We start from the raw sequence: 17,922 nt of genomic DNA on the forward strand, positions 1-17,922 counted from the left end.
AATGGAAACTCTTCCCCGTATCCTTGCGGCCAAAGGCCCATTTGTGCTTGCTGGCGTGCCCGCTGGATTTTTGCCCTGGTTGCTGACTGACCTGGCGCGTGCCGCCAAAGGACGAGCCATATACATCGCCGCTGATGAAGCCGGAATGCGAAGTGCGGCGGATACTGCGCATTATTTCGCCCCGGAAATCGAGTTGCTTTCATTTCCGGCCTGGGACTGTCTGCCCTATGATCGGGCTTCGCCGTCTCTGAGGGTAACATCTGAACGGCTGGCCTGCCTTGCAGCCCTCCAGCGCCCCCGAACTGCCCCACAGTTGCTCATCACCACGATCAATGCCGTCACGCAACGCACGTTGACGCCGTTTCGCATTCGCCAGCTTTCCGCACTTCTCAAGCCGGGTGCACGAATAGACCGCGATCAGTTGGCGAGCTTGCTGCAGGCAAATGGATATGTCCGCAGCGATACCGTCGCCGACGCCGGGGAGTTCGCCATACGGGGAAGCCTGGTCGATCTCTTTCCGTCTGGCGAGCCCCTCGCCCTTCGGCTCGATTTTTTTGGTGACGAGATCGAGAGCATCCGGACATTTGACCCGGCGGATCAACGCACAGTGGGACGTGTCGAGCAATTTTCGCTCCTCCCGGCCTCCGAATCCCTTCTGGATGAAGATGGGATCAAGCGCTTTCGCAGCCGCTATCGCGAGACTTTCGGCGCAACCGCGACCGGCGATCCACTCTACCAAGCAGTCTCTGAAGGGCGCAGGCTTGCCGGAATGGATCATTGGCTGCCGCTGATCGAAGAACGGATGACGACATTTTTCGATCATGTCGGTCCAGACTGCGTGATCGTGCGCGATTCTGGCGTACCCGCAGCGGCACAGGCACGCTTCGAAGCAATCAATGACTACCATACCAATCGGGTGCGGGCGCAGAGCAGCGATCCAGGCAGCTATCGTCCTTTGGCGCCGGACGCGCTCCATCTGTCCGACAGCGAATGGGAGGTTACCGTAAAGGAACTGCCTGTTCACCTGACTTCCCCTTTTTCCGAGCCAGCATCTGATAGCGTGATTGATCTCGGCGTCTCGGCAGCCCGAGATTTTGCTGCAGAACGGACCCAGGGTGCCAACATCTACGAAGCGGCAGTGACGCATATTGGCACGCAGCGGCGTGAAGGCCGAGGCGTCATCCTCGCGTCCTACACCGGCGGATCACGCGAGCGCTTGAAAGGCTTGCTTGCGGATCACGGACTGTCTGGTGTCGAGCCGGCGGAAAATTGGCAGAGGGCACAGGCAATTGCCGCTGGAGGACAGACCGCGCTCGCGGTCTTGCCGCTGGATCACGGATTCACGACTGCCGATCTGGCTGTCCTGACCGAGCAAGATCTGCTTGGCGACCGGCTGGTGCGTCGAGCCAAACGTCGAAAAAGCGCCGATGCGTTCTTGAACGAGCTCGCAACACTGACGCCTGGGGACCTTGTGGTCCATACGGAGCATGGGATTGGTCGCTATGACGGCTTGACGTCAATTCCGGTGGGAAATGCACCGCATGATTGTGTTGCCCTGACCTATTCAGGCGGCGACAAGCTTTACGTTCCGGTTGAGAATATCGATGTGCTTTCGCGCTATGGCAGCGAGAGCGAGGGCGTTGCGCTCGACAAGCTCGGCGGTATCGGCTGGCAAACGCGCAAGGCGCGGATGAAGGATCGCATCCGCGAGATTGCGGGCGAGCTCATGGCAACCGCCGCTGCCCGAGCCTTGCGATCAGCAGACGTGGCAGCCCCGGATACGAGTGCCTATCCCGCCTTTGTCGATCGGTTTCCCTATGATGAAACGGATGACCAGGACCGCGCCATCAACGATGTGATCGAAGATCTGACAGCCGGAAAGCCGATGGACCGGCTCGTCTGTGGCGATGTCGGCTTTGGAAAGACCGAAGTCGCATTACGCGCGGCCTGCATCGCCGCAATGGCTGGCATGCAGGTCGCCCTAGTGTGCCCAACGACGTTGCTCGCCCGTCAGCATTTCAGCAATTTCGTTGAACGATTTCACGGATTCCCTATCAAAATCGGGCGCTTGTCGCGTCTCGTTCCTGCAGCCGAAGCAAAAGCATGCCGCGTAGGCCTGGCCGATGGCACGGTCGACATCGTCATTGGCACCCATGCCTTGCTAACCAAGGGCGTGGAATTTAAACGGCTCGGCCTTGTCATTGTCGATGAGGAACAGCGCTTCGGTGTCGTCCACAAGGAACGGCTCAAGACACTCAAGACAGACGTTCACATGTTGACGCTGACCGCGACGCCAATTCCTCGTACATTGCAGATGGCGATGTCGGGCCTGAAAGAATTGTCGGTCATCCAGACGCCGCCGGTCGATCGTCTGGCAGTCAGGACCTATGTCATGCCCTGGGATCCTGTCGTGCTGCGTGAAGCGCTGCTGCGCGAGCACTATCGTGGCGGACAGAGTTTCTTTGTGACCCCCCGTGTCGCTGACCTGCCCGATATCGAGGAATTCTTCCGCGAGCATGTACCCGAGCTCACGTACGTCGTCGCCCATGGTCAAATGGCTGCTGGCGATGTCGAAGATCGCATGTCTGCCTTTTACGACCGTAAATACGACGTCCTGATTTCAACAACCATCGTGGAAAGCGGTCTCGATATTCCCAGCGCCAATACGATGATAATTCATAGGGCGGACCGTTTTGGACTCGCCCAGCTTTATCAACTTCGCGGGCGCGTCGGCCGCGCAAAGATTCGTGCCTATGCCTATCTCACGACACCGCCGGAGCGGATCATGACAGAGACAGCAGAAAAGCGTCTCAAAGTCTTGTCGGATCTCGATAATCTTGGTGCCGGTTTCCAGCTGGCCAGTCATGATCTCGATATTCGCGGAGCCGGAAATCTGCTGGGTGACGAACAGTCGGGCCACATTCGGGAAGTCGGCTTTGAACTTTACCAATCAATGCTCGAAGAGGCGATCCTCGAGGCAAAGGCTGGCGGTATTGCTGAGGCGCGCACTCGCGATCTTTCCCCACAGATTACCGTCGATGCACCGATCCTCATTCCAGAGGACTATGTGCCAGATCTCGACTTGCGCATGAGCCTGTACCGCCGGATCAACGATATGGAATCTGCCCAAGAACTTGAGAGCTTTGCAGCAGAACTCATTGATAGATTTGGAAAACTTCCTGAGTCAACCGAAAACCTGCTGACCGTCATGAATATCAAGCTTAATGCCCGAAAGGCCCATGTTGCTAAGATTGATGTGGGGCCGCGCGGCGCGCTGGTCAGCTTCTGGAACGACAGCTTTCCAGACATTGCCGGATTGGTTGCCTATGTCGAGAGGCTTGGCGGGACAGCAAAGCTGCGGCCTGATAGTCGACTGTCCATCTCACGCGCATGGAGCGACCCGCGAGCAAGACTCAACGGCATTCTCCAACTCTCGCGCGGTCTCGCCAGGATCATGGGCTGACTCCCAAAAATGGCTAGCGCCATGACACGAAGGGTTTTACTGGCGACAATCACAATTCCAGAATTCAGCTCAGGAGCTCAACCAAGATGGCCGACACGCTTACCTTTACACTTGAAACGGGTGACGTCGTCATCCAGCTCCGCCCCGACCTTGCTCCCGGCCACGTAGAGCGGATCACTGAACTCGCCAGCGAAGGCTTTTACGACGGCGTGGTTTTCCATCGGGTTATTGACGGTTTCATGGCGCAAGGGGGCGACCCGACCGGCAGTGGCATGGGAGGCTCCTCGAAACCTGATCTCCCAGCCGAATTCAATCGAGAGCCGCATGTGCGCGGCGTTTGTTCAATGGCGCGCTCGTCCAACCCGAATAGTGCAAACAGTCAGTTTTTCATCTGCTTCGATGATGCGCGCTTCCTGGATGGCCAATATACTGTCTGGGGTCAGGTCACGTCCGGTATGGAGCATGTTGACGCCCTTCCAAAGGGTGAGCCGCCGCGCAGCCCTGGCAAGATCATCAAAGCAACCGTCAGCTAATCCGATAGGCTCACAAGCCAGTCATGAAATACCCTGACTGGCTCTAGCTGCAAGGCACGCGGACGACAGACAAACCAATAGCTGTAAGGGCTTTCGACATCCACGTCGAACATCTTGACGAGCCGCTCATCATGAGCGTCGTCAAGATGGCTCTGGTGCATGAATGCTATGCCCAGCCCTTGCGCGGCAGCCTCAAGCATAAGTTGGCCCGAATCAAAGTGATCGATCGCGGCCGGTTCGAGATTCTTGATCTTCAGGGCATTCCGCCACGCATCAAATGTGTCGGGCATTTCCCGATGGATCAATACGGTCATTTCGGAGAGCTGTTTCGGATCCTTGATCGCGTGAGGGCCCTGCAGCAACCGACGTGCCCCAATTGCCAGGACAGTGTTCCTGTCCAGCCGTCGCGCGTAGAGTGCCGGATCGATTTCGCGTGACAGTACGATTGCGGCATCAAGCCCATCTCCGAGGCGGGCAACTCCATGTGCAGCGGTGTCGACGTCAATGTGCAGAGACGGGTGCTTTTCGCGCAGATCTGCCAACCTTGGGAAAAGGCGCTGCGCCGCAAAAAGCGGCAGCACACCGAGTCGAAGGCGCATGACCGGGCTTGGGCTTGTAAGTGTCTCAATGGCATCGGTGAGGGAGTCCAGAATTGGACCAACAAGATGCATCAACTTTTCGCCATCTTCATTGGCGACAATTGCCTGGTGGCGACGATCGAACAAGGGCCGCCCGACAAAACGCTCAAGCGATTGGATTCTTCTGCTCAAGGCAGGCGAAGAAAGCGCGAGTTCCTCTGCTGCAGCCTTGACAGAACCGAGGCGGGCAACATGCACAAATGCCTCAACTCCAGCGAGAGACGGCAAACGACGCATAGGTTATTCTCCACATGAAGACGCATCTCTATAGTCTGCAGTTGCAATATTTGCAATTACGGTTTTTCATTTCGCAATTGCACAATATTATTGTGCAGTGCAAACAAACTAGGCCTTTCAGGCATCCTCTCCTATCAAACTTTCAAGGGTCGGTTCCTCGGAACCGGCCCCTTTTTTATGCCCTGCAAGGCAAACCGAGCGCAAAACGCCCCCTGCCCTTTTCAAAGATCGGATTGGGCAGATTCGGCTTCGGCGCTCAAGAGCAATCGCTTGCGAACATAGGGAATCATCAGGAGCATGACACCAGCTGCAATAAGAAACGGCAGCGGCCTATAGACTTCATAAAGCACGACCCCGATCGACGGTCCCAGGACAAACGAAGCGCCGTTTATTGCGGTTACATGCCCGGCAACAAGGCCCTGCAGCTTCCGCCCAACAGCGAGCGAAGAGCCTGCCGTGAATGCAGGCCGCGTGAATCCGAACCCCATCGAGGAGAGCGAATATCCCGTCGCAATCCCATATAGACTGGTGGCACCCGATGTCGCGACGAGGCCGAATGTCGCAAGCCCGATACCAGTAATCATCATAGTCCGCGGCGACAGATTGAGCAGTGGAATGAGGCCCCATTGCACAAGCAAGGATGCCCCCGCGCCCGACATCAAGACAAGACCGATGGATTGCTGCGTTGCGATTTCCGTGACAGCCAGATGCAACCGGTCAATAACGAGGAACCCCATTGCGGCGCCTGTCATGGCTTGAGCATGTCCCATGATAAGTCCGGCTAACATCCAGGGCCAAATTCGCGGATCGCGAAGCTTGAGCTCTCCGTCGACGCGCTCTGCCGTTGCGCCGGTCACGCTGGCACCGGTCGGCGCTCCACCCAGCGAAGGATAGGACACATTGGCACCCCGCGCATCGCTCATAACCGGCTCATCGGTATCCGGAGGCAACCAGCGCGTGGCCGCTATTGCGGTCAAAAGGCCGAACACGGCAAATATCATTGCAGGCCCAGAGAGGCCCACCACGGGAAGCACGAGATATGGCGCAATTGCAGGACCAAGAATGGTGCCAAGCCCGAAGGCAGAGCCGAGCATGGTCAACGCCTTGACCCGTTCTTCGCGACTCGTGCGCACCGCAATGATCGCTTGCGCTGCCGGAGGTGCTGCCGATCCGAACAAACCATAAATCACTCTGGCGCTGATCACCGATATCATCGTGGTGATCGGGCCAATCCAGCCCAGGAGCCCGGCGAGGAGAATGAACGCCACGAGCGTAATCGAGAAAGTGAAACCGGAGATCCCCAGAATCACCATTGCACGCCGGCCATGCCGATCAGATCTGCGCGCCCAAAATGGCGCTGCGAACACCCAGACGAGCGCTGATACGGAAAACACCGTTGCAATAACGCTATCGGGGACCTGCAACGAGCGCCCAATCGCCGGCAGGACGGACTGCAGCGCAGTATTTCCAGCCCCGGTGATGAGCATCACCATGAAAAGGATCGCGAAATCGCGTCCGACACTGGCCTGATTCGTCTTCACTCTTTTGCGTTAGGGATGATAGTGGCTCAGCGGAAGCCATTTGCGGCTTGCCAAGAGCACCTCCATTTGCGAACGCGAATAACCGTTAACCTTCCCGGGATGTTCATGACCGCCCCTTCTGCCGGATTGACTTCGAAAATGCGCGTTCGCCGGTGGCTCGGGCCGTGGGCAATATTTTTCAAGGGTTTTATCAAGCACCCGGTTATGGTCGGGTCGATCATTCCTTCAACCGATACGCTCATTGCGCATATGCTGAGCCGGGTTGAGTGGCACAATACCCGGCTTTTTGTCGAATATGGACCAGGTGTGGGCACTTTCGCGCCTCATGTCCTCAAGCGCCTCTCTCCGGATGCCACCTATGTAGCCATCGACACCAACCCGGACTTCATCGAATATCTATCTGCCACCATAGCAGACAGTCGCTTTCGCCCTATTCTCGGGTCCGCTGCAGACGTCGAGCAGATCGTCCGCGATAGTGGCTTTGATCACGCCGATTATGTTTTGTCCGGACTGCCGTTCTCTACCTTGCCAGCGGGTGTCGGGCCCTCAATTGCGGCGGCAACTGCGCGCATTTTGCGTCCTGGTGGCGCCTTTCTCGTTTACCAATTTCGCGCCAAGGTCCGTGACTTCATTGATCCCTATTTCAAGCGGATCGATCAAGGCATGGAGTATTGGAATGTTCCGCCCTGCTGCCTCTTCTGGGCATGGAAGGACTAGCGCCGCCTGAGACTGATTGTTCGCGTCACGGTGAAATCGACCGTCGACACCACGAAATAGGCCAATAGCCACCGCAGTCTTGCCAACCAGGTTGATTGCGCCTGATGCTCTGCACGACTGATCTCGTCGCAGTAGGGCACATGAGCATCGACAAGTCCGGTTACACGCTTTGCGAATGCGCCATCCTCAATTCGGAGCATGATTTCGCCATTAATATAGAGACTGCGCATGTCAAAATTGGCTGAGCCAATGTATACAGCGTTGTCCGCTACGATCAGCTTCACATGAAGCATTTGTGGTTGGTACTCATATATACGGACGCGATTGCGCAGCATTCTGCGGTAACAATGCCGAGCTGCTGAAACTGTCGCAAAATTATCACTTCTTGCTGCAGATATAAGACGCATTTTCCCGCCCCGCCGTTCGATGTTGGCAAGACGACGCAGCATACCCCAGTTTGGCGCAAAATAAGCTTGTATCATGTCCAGCCGCTTGGCCGTTGCTATATCCTGTCGAAGACTGCGGGTAAGCGGACTCAGTCGACTGAACGGACCATTGAATAGCCATCGAAGCGCACCGTCCTTGTCGCTTCGCCGAGACATTATATGGAGCAACATGCGAAGTGTGGGCCGGTCCGATGCCGTCCAGCGTCTTAACCCATCAAAATAGCGCGCAAGTCTTGCAGCAGCGGGGCCGTCAATTCTGAGTAGGAGGTCGTGCCATCCAGAGCCTTCTGGATTATCAATAAAATATGGGTCCAGCACGTTGCTGCCCCCCACGAGAGCCCGAGCTTCGTCTGCAACAACGATTTTCTGATGGTTGCGCAAGAGATAGCGTCGGCCCCAGCGAGGATTGAAACGCGCAAAATAAACGCCTGCATCAACCAATGGTTTGAAGACATCATCAGGCCAGGTAGCGCTGCCGAACCCGTCGACCATCAGCCAGATTTTGACACCGCGCTCGCGCGCTGCAATCAGGGCCGCACGAACCTGGACTGCAGTCCAGTCATTGCCAAAGATATAAAAAAATAGTCGCAACGTCGATTGGGCTTCGCCGATCGTCTCAAGAAGAAGATCCAATCGATCCTGCCCGGAGATCGCAAGCCGAAGCTGGTGCCCGTCCACTTCCGCGTCAATCTGTTTGAATTGCGGAATGTTACCCATAGCCGCTTTTTGCGCGCGTCGGTGCCCCGATGGCAAGGGCATGCTGCTTTTCTTTGACTTCATCTGCGCCCCGAACTAGGGAGAGGGCATATTCCACACATCCAATTTATGAAGGGTGCTGCCCAATGGCACGCGTGACTGTTGAAGATTGCGTTGACAAGGTTCCAAACCGTTTTGACCTGGTGCTTGTTGCCGCACAGCGCGCCCGCCAGATTTCGGGCGGTGCTGAGCTTACGATCGATCGCGACCGGGACAAGAATCCTGTTGTTGCATTGCGTGAAATAGCAGAAGAAACCGTGGTTCCTGACGAACTTCAGGATGCAATCGTCACAAATCTGCAGCGCGTGCGCATTGATGATGACGATGTCATCGATGAGATGGGTTCATTGAGCCAGTCCGCTGAAGCTTTGAGGCTGACTGCAGCTGCTCCGCCGCGCAACCAGAATCTTGGTGGCGATTCGGACGGTTGAGGTCAGGCGACCGCGCGCAAGCGCGACGATCCGATTTCCTTGATGTCTTCCGCGTGCATCCAGCGCAGGTCGTGCAGCCCAAGTTCGCGCCCGTCGTGCGCGTGAATGGCAATCTTGGCGATGGGCTGACTATCCCGTTCGTCCACCAGCACGGGGTTTGAAATACACCCGGTTTCCCAACGTTCCCCCCACTGGCGAAGCGCGAGCATCGTTGGAAGCAGTTCCGCGCCCTTTTCGGTGAGGCGATATTCGATTTTTCGACGGTCATCAGGCAACGGCGTCCGCGCCAAGATGCCATGCTGGACAAGTTTACCCAAGCGATTCGCCAGGATGTTGCGCGCAATGCCCAAGGTCGATTGAAATTCCTCAAAATGATGAAGGCCGTTGAACGCACCGCGCAAAATAAGGAATGACCAGCGTTCGCCTATCGCCTCAAGCGCGGCGGGAAGGCCGCATTCCGCCAACTCCGCAAGGTTTTCCTTCAACATTCCCATATCACTCTCCAGCCAGGTCCCCCGGTCTTTCGACATTCATAACGCAAAAACCTACCAAAACCAACCTTTCGAAAAATATAAGTTTTAGGTTGCAACTTGCTACCTAATGCATTAAGTGGTGATTCGCAACTGATTAGAAAGGACCTCCCCCATGAACCGTATTGTTGCTTTTGCCGCCGCATTCACAACATCCGCCTTGCTGTTTCTGGCAACCACCACACCGGCGCTTGCTCAGGGCAGTGCCGGTTATACGCTCGTTCCTGTTGCCGCTCCCGCTTCCGGCCAAGCGCTCGTTTCAAGCGATGTCATTTGGAAGCGTGCGGGCGAAGGTTATGTTGCGCCCAAGGCTAACAGCCGCGCTGCCATTGTTTGCGCTCAGGCGGCAAAGAAGATTGGAAAAGTCGCAAGTTTCACCGCAGACGGCCAGTCATTCGATGAAGCTGCGCTCGCCAAGTGCAACGAAAAGGCAAAATAATCTCCCATACTGACCCTCCCACCCCGAACTTTGCCCTTCCTCCCCATCCCATCGGGGGAAGGGCATTTTTTTGTCGTCTCGATCAAAAACTCCTGTCAAAACCGAGCTTGCGGGGAACTCGCTCCTTCGGCAAAGCAATCGCTTCGTAATCGAGACATTTTTTGCGCATGACACTTCACGGCCCCACTTCGAACAGCTTCATTTCCCAGAGACTGAGACTGCACTATGTAGATTGGGGCAACAGCGAGGCTCCGCCCTTGTTGCTCGTGCATGGCGGCAGGGATCATTGCAGAAGCTGGGATTGGGCCGCAGAGCAACTGCGGGAAGACTGGCATGTCATCGCGCCGGATTTGCGCGGCCATGGTGACAGTCAATGGTCGCCGGACGGTAACTATGAAATGTCGTCGTTCGTCTACGATCTCGCGCAACTTATCCATCAACTGAACCTCGCTCCAGTAACGATTGTCGCCCATTCAATGGGCGGGAACATCGCTCTGCGTTATACGGGCCTCTATCCGGAAAATGTGCGCAGGCTTGTCGCGATCGAAGGCCTTGGTCACTCCCCTGCAGTGCAGGCAGAACGGGATGCAATTGGGATACAAAAGCGATTTCGGCAGTGGATTGAAGACAAGCGAAACGCTTCCGGGCGACTTCCGCGTCGTTATCAAACGCTCGATGCAGCGCTTGATCGGATGAAGGCTGAAAATACTTACCTGACCGATGAGCAGGCGCGGCACCTTACGATTCACGGGGCCAGTCGGAATGAGGACGGCACCTGGAGCTGGAAGTTCGACAATTATCTCAACATCTGGGCCGCCTTCGACATGCCCCGGGAAGATCTGCACGCCATCTGGAATTCAATCGCTTGCCCTGTTCTTATGCTCTACGGGGCAAACAGTTGGGCCTCCAACCCTGAAAAGGATGGCCGCATTTCACACTTCAAGAGTGCGCGCGTGGTTGAATATGAAAATGCCGGACATTGGCTCCATCACGATCAGTTCGATCGCTTTATCTCAGATTTGCGAGCGTTCCTTTAGCTCAACCATCGAATTCCATCACGCTAAAAGCTGGCTCGCGATGGCTTCAAGCTTGTCATCCGTCACGGCGAGGACATCACGAGCGTAGGCCTCAATACTTCCATGCTCGCGTTCGATAGTGGCAAATGCCGTGTCGAGATATTCCGGATGAACGGACATCAGAGTACGCACTGCATCGTCGCCCATGGCATGCCCGAAATTCGCGCGCACAGTCTCTGCGCCCGCAGCTATCCGGCGCTCCAAGTTTCCAGCCTTATTTGTGAGCAGATAGTCTGCCATGGCATCATCTTGATGAACACCTAGCAATCGATGAAGCAAACCGGCAGCCAGCCCAGTGCGATCTTTGCCGGCGAGGCAGTGCAGAAGCGTAGCTGACTTGCTAACCGCCAATGCACTAAAATAGAGCTGGAAGACTTCAATCAACCTCGGACGGAACGGCATGGAAGCATAAAGCCGCACCATCGCAGCATGGGCTTCTGAGGCATTCGTGACATCCCGTGCCGCTTCAACGTGCGGAGCATGCGCTGCGCCTGCAGTCTCTCCTTCCGCAAAAAGGACTTGGGCCGCAAAGTTCAAGGGCCGCACGCAAGGAAACTGAACCCTTTCGCTGTTTCCGCGCAGATCGATAATTGTCGCGATATTCAGCTGACTGATTATCTCAAGATCTTCCGGGGTCGCATCGACATGCTGGCCTGAACGGAAAAGCCGTCCAACTTTCAGCTTTGCGCCGTCTCTGGTAATATAGCCTCCGTAATCCCTGAAATTATGGACCCCCTCCAGGGTCAAGACTCGATCGCGCACTTGCCTTTTTGCTCCACTTGCTGTTCGCAAACTCCCTGATGTGCGAAACTCTTTGGCGTCAACTGAATTAGTGAAAAGGGGACCCTTGTTCGATGTATCCGTTGCTTTCAGGTTTACGTGTCATCGAGGCATCGTCATTCGTGGCGTCTCCGACTGCTGGTCTCTATCTCGCTCAAATGGGCGCTGAAGTCATCCGCATCGACCAGATTGGTGGCGGCCCCGATTTCAAGCGCTGGCCCAAGGCAGAAAATGGATCAAGCCTGTATTGGGAAAACCTGAACCGTGCCAAAAAGTCGGTTGCGTTAAATTTGGGAGCACCAGAGGGACGTGAATTGCTACAGTCTATTGTTGCAGCAACCGGCCAATTTGTGACAAATTTCCCCGTTGATGGCTTCCTTGCTCATGACGCGCTGTCTGCCAAACGGCCCGACCTCATTACGGTGCGGGTTATGGGTATGGCAGATGGTGGCCCGGCTTTGGACTACACAGTCAATTCAGCAGTCGGCTTTCCCTACCTGACGGGACCGGGCCCCGAGCCCGTCAATCATGTCTTGCCTGCGTGGGATTTGCTTACGGGCGCCTATGCAGCCTTTGCAATGCTGGCCGCGCTCCGCCACCGAGATGCGACTGGATCCGGCCAGGAAGTGCGCATTCCACTATCTGACGTAGCAATTGGTACCGTAGCCAATCTGGGCATGCTTGCGGAAATATTCAGTACCGGCGCCAATCGCGAACGCCTTGGCAATACGGTCTACGGAGCGTTCGGGCGTGACTTTGTGACAGCAGACAATGTTCGTCTCATGATCATGGCGATAACGCCTCGACAATGGACCGGGCTTGTCAAAGTACTAGGTATCTCAGGCGAAGTCGCTGTGATCGAATCTTCTCATGGAGTTTCATTTGCCAAGGACGAAGGGGTGCGGTTCCAGCACCGGGACGCTCTTTTTCCGCTGGTGGAATCGAAAGTTTCGGGCTGGATCTATGAAGATCTGAAGTCCGCGTTCGACGCCAATGGATGCTGTTATGGGCCGTATCAATCCATGAAGCAGGCTGTTCATGACCCCGTTTTGGTCGGCAATAACCCGATATTTGGTTCGGCTGAAAATCCGAGTGGCCTTGACTATCCAGCCGCCGGCACAATCGCATCCATCCCCCAGCTTCAGCGCCAATCCGCCCGGAGCGCGCCACTGCTTGGGCAGCACAGCGACGAAGTTCTGGCGGAGACCCTCGGACTTTCAAGCGGCGCTATTGGCGCACTTCACGACAAGGGAATCATTGCACGGGCATGACTCACGATTACACCCAGATCCGAGAGGAAGTCGCCAAACTCTGCCAGCAGTTCCCTGGAGACTATTGGCGCGCCAAGGACAAACTGCGCGCTTATCCTACTGAATTCGTCGATGCGCTTGGAAATGCGGGCTATCTCGCAGCTCTGATCCCCGAAAATTACGGAGGCGCAGGATTGCCGATTTCCGCCGCTGCAGCCATTCTTGAGGAAGTCCAGAAGCAAGGTTGTAACGGCGGCGCGTGCCACGCCCAGATGTATATCATGGGGACCTTGCTCCGCCATGGATCCGAAGCCCAGAAGGAAATTTATCTCCCCAAGATCGCAAGCGGAGAATTGCGACTGCAAGCCTTTGGCGTGACGGAGCCGACCAGCGGTACAGACACGCTATCCCTCAAAACCACAGCAAAGCCGAATGGCGATCACTATATCGTCAATGGTCAGAAGATCTGGACGAGCCGGGCAGAACATTCCGACCTGATGCTTCTCCTCGCGCGCACAACGCCACGTGAACACGTCTCGAAACGGACAGATGGGCTGTCGGTCTTCCTGGTCGACATGAAGGCTGCGGTTGGAAACGGGCTGACCATTCGCCCTATCGAAACGATGATGAACCATTCAACGACCGAAGTTTTTTTCGACCAGTTGGCAGTGCCTGCTGCCAACCTGATCGGCGAAGAAGGCCAAGGCTTCAAATATATATTGTCCGGGATGAATGCGGAACGCCTGCTGATTGCTGCAGAATGTATCGGCGACGCAAAATGGTTCATCGAAAAGGCCTCGGCCTATGCAAAAGAGCGTGTGCTTTTCAATCGCCCTATTGGTCAGAATCAGGGTGTCCAGTTCCCGATTGCTCGCGCCTATGCTCAAATGCGTGCGGCTGAATTGATGGTCAGCGAAGGACTTCGCAAATACGAGGCTGGGGAGCCTGTGGGTGAAGAAGCCAACATGGCCAAGATGCTTGCTGCCGAAGCAAGCTGGGCAGCGGGTGAAGCCTGTATCCAGACACACGGCGGTTTTGGCTTCGCAGCGGAATACGACATTGAGCGCAAGTTTCGGGAAACCAGGCTTTATCAGGTTGCGCCCATCTCAACGAACATGATCCTGTCTTTCATCGCAGAACATGTTCTTGGCCTGCCAAGGAGTTACTGATGCAGGACTGGATCGGACGGGAAATGACGCAAAATGATGTGTTGACGCCCGGCTTGCTGGCGCGCTTTCGGGCGACACTGGATAGCGCTGAAACGGGTGTGAAGGCAGAGCAAGGCATACACTGGTGCCTTTGCTTGCCTGAAGCGGCTACCGAGATGCTCGATAGCGATGGCCATCCGAAGCGGGGCGGGTTCCTTCCCCCGATTGCCTTGCCGCGCAGAATGTGGGCTTCAAGTGCAGTCGAGTTTCATGCGCCCATTCATGCTGGCGCGAATATCGAGCGGCACTCGACTATTGCCGCGATTGACGAAAAGCAGGGTGGAACCGGACCGCTCGTTTTCGTGACCATCGAGCATCGGACTCATGCGAATGGCATTTTGGCGGTCAGCGAACGTCAGACGATCGTTTATCGCGAAGCGACCAGCGCCGCGACAGCGCCCAGTGGCACAGGTTCGCCAGAGCTGGGAGCTTGGCAATGGCACCGCGCCTTGACGCCGTCGCGACCACTCTTGTTCCGCTATTCGGCGCTGACCTTTAACAGCCACCGCATACATTACGATCTTCCCTATGCCGTTGACGTGGAGGGCTACCGCGGGTTGGTCGTCCATGGTCCGCTCACGGCCACATTGTTGCTGGATCTGGTCGGACGCGAAATTGGCCACAACCGACTGAAGCAATTTTCCTTTCGCGGTCAGTCGCCTGCCTTTGCAGGAGAGGTTCTGCATCTGGTCGCCACGCAGGAAGACAATGCGATCACACTCGCTGCCTTGGGCTCTGACGGTCGCGTAGTCATGTCGGCACAAGGGAAAGGGGCTTAGCGCAAGTCCAATCAGGAAACAGGTGCGCCCTCGGTTACGGACTTCCACATCGTCGCGTCGTGCCCGAACATGATTCGTGTGCCCTTGGCTCTGAGCTGGGCCAATCGGTCGAGTGTTGCCAACCCTGCTTCCTTGTCGAACGTGAAACCCGGCAATACGCGTTCATTGAGGTTGCGTTCCGTGTAGCAACAATCCGCCGCAAGCAGGATCTCGCCGCCGGCCAGCCGGACAATTGCGCTTTGATGGCCGGGCGTGTGACCGTAAGTCGGAACGATCATGACCGTTCCATCACCAAACAGATCAAGTTCGCCATCGATCGCCTTGATGCTGTGCCCCGTGTCAAAGTCGACCTTGTTGTAAACCCAAGGATCTTCGCATGCTTGTGCCGCAGCCCATTCCTTGGACTGGACAATCACTGTCGCATTGGGGACGAACATCATGCCGCCGCAATGATCATTGTGGAGGTGGGACGCGATGATCCAGTTTATGCTGGACGGGTCGACATCAATGGCACGAAGGCGTGCGGCTATGTCCATTCCTTCGAATAGTTCCAGCCCGAACTTGTCATGAGGCAGACGTGCTTCGATGGCCCGCCGATTGCGCTCACCCAGGCCTGTGTCAAAAAGTGCCCTGCCCTTGGGATGATCGATCAGATAAGCCGGCACAGGGGAGCGGACAAAGCTCTGGTCCTCCAGGCCTTCAATGAAGAAGCCCGCCTTGCATTGGAACCATCCGCAATTGAAAGCGTAAAGAGAGATGCTCATGCAGCGGCCTCATAATCTGTCACGTCTGAATCGAGTGCCATGTGCGGCTCAGGCTGAACGCCCAAACTGTTGCGCAGCATCGCACGATCGGGTTCATCAATCAGCGGAGTGATACGTGGAGCCTTCAGCCGCATCCTCAATCCCCTTAGTTTCAAATTCATCTTGCGAAGAGCTTTGCAACCTTAGTGTCGCCTGCCATGGATGAAAAGCAAGACAACGCAGCGAATGTCGGGGCAAGTATTGACGATAGATGACGATCTTGAGCCGATAGGCACGGATACCGGGCTCGATCGACTGATTCCCGATGATCGCGCGAATGAACGCTTTGTGAGGAGCAATCTCGGACGAAACTATTTTGCGAATTTTTCGCACGGCATGTTCGGGATGACCGGCTTTCGTTTGATTTACGCCCCGACGTTCGTGCCCGCATATCTTTTTGCATTGACCGGATCGACCGTCATGGTCGGACTGTCGCAGGCGCTTCAGCAGGTGGGTGCAGTCCTGTCTCCCCTCCTGAGCGCCAGTGAGATCGAAGACAAACGCCGGATATTGCCTAACGCGATGCGCAACGGAACCATGATGCGCATTCAGCTTCTGGGTCTTGCACTTTCGGGCTGGTTTCTCTCGGGCATCTGGCTGGTGCTCGCCACGATGGGGTTCCTTTTCCTTCTCGGCTATTATTCCGGCGCGCAGCGTGTTTCGTTCCAGATGCTGATGGCAAAAGTGATCCCGATCGAAAAGCGGGGACGGCTTCAAGGCTATCGCAATCTCGCCGGAGGCGCGATTGCAGCAGCACTCTCATGGTGGGCCGGCAGTATCCTGATCCAAAAGAATATCCTCGGGAACGGATATGCGACGACCTTCATGCTCAGCTTCATCCTGACCAGTGTCGGCCTTACAATGCTGGCCCTGTTTATAAGGGAACCCGACAACCATCGCCCACGGGCGCCAATGCGGCTGCGGGATCGCATGCGGGAATTGCCGCTGCTTTTGGCTGAAAGGAGCTATCGGAACTTCCTCATCGCGCAATTATTGACAACCGGCGGACGGATCGCGATGCCCTTTTGCATACTCCATGCTGGAGATGTCATGCATCTCGATGGGAAGTCACTCGGACTCTTTTCATTGGCGTTCCTGGGCGCAGAAACACTGTCCAACCTTGTCTGGGGGGCGCTTGGCGATCGCAAGGGATTCCGACTGGTTTATATTCTGGCCAACGTCATCTGGCTCGTGGGATTCGTCCTGATGCTGGTCGCGCGCGATCATACTGGCTTCGTGTTGGGGTTTGTCGCGCTTGGCGCAGCCATGTGCGGCTATTCGCTCAGCCAGCAGACACTGGTGCTCGAATTCGGGGCGCGCGAAGATACGCCCATGCGGCTTGCGCTTTCGACAACCGCCGAAACATCAGTTGCGGCCATCGGACCATTTATTGGCGGAATTATAGCGGCTGCCTTCGGCTTTGTTCCGCTCATTTGGGTCTCCATCAGCTTGTTGGCTGCCGCGCTTTTGGTCATGCTGCTTGGCGTCCGGGAGCCGCGCTTCGAAAACAGTCCCTTTTGACGTTGAAGGTCCGGATCTGAATATGGCTAATTGGATTCGCCCGGCCAGCGCGCAGGGCGTTTTTCAAGAAACGCTGAGATCCCCTCACGTGCGTCGTCCAATTGTAGATTGGCAAGTGCTTCCGATTGCGCAAATCGATAGGCTTCCGGAACAGGCATTTCAGCCTGGGCGCGAAAGCTTTTTTTGCCTAGCCGCAGCACTCGGCCGGACTTCGAGGCTATTTCTGTTGCCAGCGCGTCAACTGCCTCTTCGAGATCGTCGGGATCGTGGACAGCATTGATCAGTCCGATTTGCAGCGCATGGGCTGCGGGAAATAGTCTTCCGGTCGCAAGCATCATCATTGCCTGCTTCCGACCAACGGCACGGGTCAATTGAATTTGGGGCGTATGGCACCAGAACCCTATATTGATGCCGGGGACAGCGAAACGGGCAACTGAAGAAGCCAAGGCTAGGTCGCAAGCTGCTACGAGTTCGCACCCAGCAGCCGTTGCAACACCTTCGACGAGAGCAATGACAATCTGCGGCTGATCCATGATGTCCTGCATCAGTCCAGCAAGCCCCGCAAAGTCACGCGCGAGAAAGTCCTGATCCTCCTGACCCGAGAATTCATTGAGATCATGGCCGGCGCAGAATATTCTCCCCCCTGCCCCAGACAGGATGATGACCTTAATATCCTCGCGGGCAGCAAGGGCAGCAAACTTTGCACGCAGTTCGGAGACAAGATCCAGTGAAAGGCTGTTGCCCGCTGTCGGCCGGTTAAGCACCAAACGGGCA

18 protein-coding genes are annotated in these 17,922 nt (G+C 56.0%); 10 read left to right on the forward strand and 8 right to left on the reverse strand.

Annotation, left to right across the window (positions count from 1 at the left end; translation table 11 throughout):
• Position 1: 1 nt before the first annotated feature.
• Entirely contained in the window at positions 2-3,463 is a 3,462-nt protein-coding gene (gene mfd / locus K0O24_RS12915) for a transcription-repair coupling factor (RefSeq protein ID WP_219893136.1), read from the forward strand.
• An 86-nt stretch (positions 3,464-3,549) separates the two neighbouring features.
• Positions 3,550-3,996 carry a peptidylprolyl isomerase gene (locus tag K0O24_RS12920; RefSeq protein WP_219893137.1) on the forward strand — a complete coding sequence of 149 codons (447 nt, stop codon included), beginning with the start codon at positions 3,550-3,552 and terminating at the stop codon, positions 3,994-3,996.
• On the opposite strand, the gene K0O24_RS12925 is transcribed toward K0O24_RS12920, so the two are convergent.
• Together K0O24_RS12925 and K0O24_RS12930 are read right to left on the reverse strand one after the other, a co-directional pair.
• Complete coding sequence (locus K0O24_RS12925) at positions 3,993-4,871, reverse strand: LysR substrate-binding domain-containing protein (protein ID WP_219893138.1); 879 nt, start codon at positions 4,869-4,871, stop codon at positions 3,993-3,995. The genes K0O24_RS12920 and K0O24_RS12925 overlap by 4 nt on opposite strands.
• A gap of 221 nt (positions 4,872-5,092) precedes the next feature.
• The gene (locus tag K0O24_RS12930; RefSeq protein ID WP_343211242.1) at positions 5,093-6,412 is read right to left on the reverse strand and encodes an MFS transporter; all 1,320 of its coding nucleotides are present in this window, start codon (positions 6,410-6,412) and stop codon (positions 5,093-5,095) included.
• A gap of 105 nt (positions 6,413-6,517) precedes the next feature.
• On the opposite strand from K0O24_RS12930, the gene K0O24_RS12935 reads away from it, so the two are divergent.
• Positions 6,518-7,129 (forward strand): class I SAM-dependent methyltransferase, encoded by a 612-nt coding sequence (locus tag K0O24_RS12935; protein WP_219893139.1) that lies wholly within the window; start codon positions 6,518-6,520, stop codon positions 7,127-7,129.
• Here the strand turns inward: K0O24_RS12935 and K0O24_RS12940 are convergent.
• Positions 7,126-8,292, reverse strand: a complete 1,167-nt coding sequence (locus tag K0O24_RS12940; RefSeq protein ID WP_219893140.1) for a phospholipase D-like domain-containing protein — start codon at positions 8,290-8,292, stop codon at positions 7,126-7,128. The genes K0O24_RS12935 and K0O24_RS12940 overlap by 4 nt on opposite strands.
• 125 nt (positions 8,293-8,417) lie before the next feature.
• On the opposite strand from K0O24_RS12940, the gene rpoZ reads away from it, so the two are divergent.
• Positions 8,418-8,762 (forward strand): DNA-directed RNA polymerase subunit omega, encoded by a 345-nt coding sequence (gene rpoZ / locus K0O24_RS12945; protein WP_219893141.1) that lies wholly within the window; start codon positions 8,418-8,420, stop codon positions 8,760-8,762.
• 2 nt (positions 8,763-8,764) lie between these two features.
• Here the strand turns inward: rpoZ and K0O24_RS12950 are convergent, their stop codons facing one another.
• On the reverse strand, positions 8,765-9,256 hold the full coding sequence (locus K0O24_RS12950) for a winged helix-turn-helix transcriptional regulator (protein WP_219895629.1): 492 nt from the start codon (positions 9,254-9,256) through the stop codon (positions 8,765-8,767).
• 151 nt (positions 9,257-9,407) lie between these two features.
• On the opposite strand from K0O24_RS12950, the gene K0O24_RS12955 reads away from it, so the two are divergent.
• Together K0O24_RS12955 and K0O24_RS12960 are read left to right on the forward strand one after the other, a co-directional pair.
• Positions 9,408-9,731: a CC_3452 family protein gene (locus tag K0O24_RS12955; RefSeq protein WP_219893142.1), complete on the forward strand. Its 324-nt coding sequence runs from the start codon at positions 9,408-9,410 to the stop codon at positions 9,729-9,731.
• Between the two features lie 167 nt (positions 9,732-9,898).
• Complete coding sequence (locus K0O24_RS12960) at positions 9,899-10,768, forward strand: alpha/beta fold hydrolase (protein WP_219893143.1); 870 nt, start codon at positions 9,899-9,901, stop codon at positions 10,766-10,768.
• A gap of 18 nt (positions 10,769-10,786) precedes the next feature.
• Here K0O24_RS12960 and K0O24_RS12965 read toward each other — a convergent pair whose 3' ends face one another.
• Entirely contained in the window at positions 10,787-11,569 is a 783-nt protein-coding gene (locus K0O24_RS12965) for a tyrosine-protein phosphatase (RefSeq protein WP_219893144.1), read from the reverse strand.
• A 92-nt stretch (positions 11,570-11,661) separates the two neighbouring features.
• On the opposite strand from K0O24_RS12965, the gene K0O24_RS12970 reads away from it, so the two are divergent.
• The 3 genes from K0O24_RS12970 to K0O24_RS12980 are packed head-to-tail and all read left to right on the forward strand — an operon-like array spanning position 11,662 to position 14,824.
• Positions 11,662-12,858 carry a CoA transferase gene (locus K0O24_RS12970; RefSeq protein ID WP_219893145.1) on the forward strand — a complete coding sequence of 399 codons (1,197 nt, stop codon included), beginning with the start codon at positions 11,662-11,664 and terminating at the stop codon, positions 12,856-12,858.
• Positions 12,855-14,006 (forward strand): acyl-CoA dehydrogenase family protein, encoded by a 1,152-nt coding sequence (locus K0O24_RS12975; RefSeq protein WP_219893146.1) that lies wholly within the window; start codon positions 12,855-12,857, stop codon positions 14,004-14,006. Before K0O24_RS12970 ends, K0O24_RS12975 begins: the two co-directional genes overlap by 4 nt.
• Complete coding sequence (locus K0O24_RS12980) at positions 14,006-14,824, forward strand: HTD2 family dehydratase (RefSeq protein WP_219893147.1); 819 nt, start codon at positions 14,006-14,008, stop codon at positions 14,822-14,824. Before K0O24_RS12975 ends, K0O24_RS12980 begins: the two co-directional genes overlap by 1 nt.
• 11 nt (positions 14,825-14,835) lie before the next feature.
• Here K0O24_RS12980 and K0O24_RS12985 read toward each other — a convergent pair whose 3' ends face one another.
• Together K0O24_RS12985 and K0O24_RS12990 are read right to left on the reverse strand one after the other, a co-directional pair.
• Positions 14,836-15,588: an N-acyl homoserine lactonase family protein gene (locus tag K0O24_RS12985; protein WP_219893148.1), complete on the reverse strand. Its 753-nt coding sequence runs from the start codon at positions 15,586-15,588 to the stop codon at positions 14,836-14,838.
• The gene (locus K0O24_RS12990; protein ID WP_219893149.1) at positions 15,585-15,749 is read right to left on the reverse strand and encodes a hypothetical protein; all 165 of its coding nucleotides are present in this window, start codon (positions 15,747-15,749) and stop codon (positions 15,585-15,587) included. Before K0O24_RS12990 ends, K0O24_RS12985 begins: the two co-directional genes overlap by 4 nt.
• Positions 15,750-15,789: 40 nt before the next feature.
• On the opposite strand from K0O24_RS12990, the gene K0O24_RS12995 reads away from it, so the two are divergent.
• The gene (locus K0O24_RS12995) at positions 15,790-17,148 is read left to right on the forward strand and encodes an MFS transporter (protein WP_246611003.1); all 1,359 of its coding nucleotides are present in this window, start codon (positions 15,790-15,792) and stop codon (positions 17,146-17,148) included.
• Positions 17,149-17,174: 26 nt separating this feature from the next.
• Here K0O24_RS12995 and K0O24_RS13000 read toward each other — a convergent pair whose 3' ends face one another.
• Complete coding sequence (locus K0O24_RS13000) at positions 17,175-17,912, reverse strand: enoyl-CoA hydratase-related protein (RefSeq protein ID WP_219893150.1); 738 nt, start codon at positions 17,910-17,912, stop codon at positions 17,175-17,177.
• Positions 17,913-17,922: the final 10 nt, after the last annotated feature.

Source organism: Aquisediminimonas profunda, from assembly GCF_019443285.1.
Classification (GTDB): Bacteria; Pseudomonadota; Alphaproteobacteria; order Sphingomonadales; family Sphingomonadaceae; genus Aquisediminimonas; species Aquisediminimonas profunda.